General features: G+C 44.5%; 1 pseudogene. It reads left to right on the plus strand.

The annotated features are described in order from the left end of the window. Positions 1 to 1207 (plus strand): annotated as a pseudogene (locus FC47_RS10160) (hypothetical protein); the annotation flags it as partial.

Raw genomic sequence — 1207 nt, forward strand, 5'->3', positions numbered from 1 at the left:
TGCTCAGAAGCAAGAGAACAGTGCCGTTGACTCAGCTAATGCAGCTATTAAGGCTGAAATCGACAAAATCAAGGCGGCTGGTGTAGCCGTCAAAGATACCGGCAGTCAAACGATTGATAGCAAGTCCATCGAAGCTGACAAGAACAACCAGCTTCAACAAATGGCTGATATTGCTGACCGTTTGAATAAGCAGAAGACGGCCAACTCTCTCTCCACTCAGGACGTGGTACAAAATCTAGATCTGGGTCAGGAAACTGATGCTAATCTGACGGTTGATGCGAAGAATACCGTTAAAGAAGAGCCACGTGTTGGTGAAGACAACAAGGCTTTATCAACATACAGTATTACGGTATATCCAGAAAGCGGCTCAAATGAGATTACTGCTACGGCTACCTATACCAATTTAAGCAAGTCGTCTTATACCGATAATAACGGTGTATTGCATAAGATCGCAAAAATTGTAGTTAAGTACCATGCTTACAATAAAACAGCCAATTTCAGCGGCGATCCAGTTTTGTGGATTAATCAGCAACCGCAAGAAGGCTTTTGGTATGGCGGTTTCAATAATGCTGACGCTGAATATACCTTCTATGATGAGAATGGCAATACTATCACGTTTGGTAAGAATGCCTGGTTAGCCGTTTCGAGTCTTAATGATGGCGGCCCTGACGGCGACTTTAAAACCGGTGATACTGTATCTGGCCAAGGTTGGCGAACTGAAGGCGTCAATGGTGATGGAACAGTTAGTTTCAAGACGCTGGATAGCTCAATGGTTACCGTTCACGATGATGGCTGGGCCTTCAGTGATGTAGGTACTGACAAGATCCAAATCGGATATGGAAAAAACGAAGGTAAGTTTGCACTTGTTTCTGGTACCAAATTATATGAAGTTACTCGTAATGGTAATTCCTGGGTCGTAGGTGATCTCATTACCGAAAATGCCAATGGTATTGGCTGGCAAGACGTTTGGGATAATGGCTATGAGTACTGGGACGATGCTACCCGTGATTCACGATATGCAGGTGCTACAGTTGGTGACATCAAAGAAGGTACAAGTACCGTTAAGCTTTCTTTCGCCACAAACTACTACGGAAATACCAGTGGCTGGACTTGGGCAATGGTATCAACTATTATTCCACCAACGCCTGCGGTTCAGTACCACTTGTACTCGGCTTCAACGTCCTCGGTAGACTATCACTACAACGTA

The organism is Limosilactobacillus mucosae DSM 13345, from assembly GCF_001436025.1.
Taxonomy (GTDB): domain Bacteria; phylum Bacillota; class Bacilli; order Lactobacillales; family Lactobacillaceae; genus Limosilactobacillus; species Limosilactobacillus mucosae.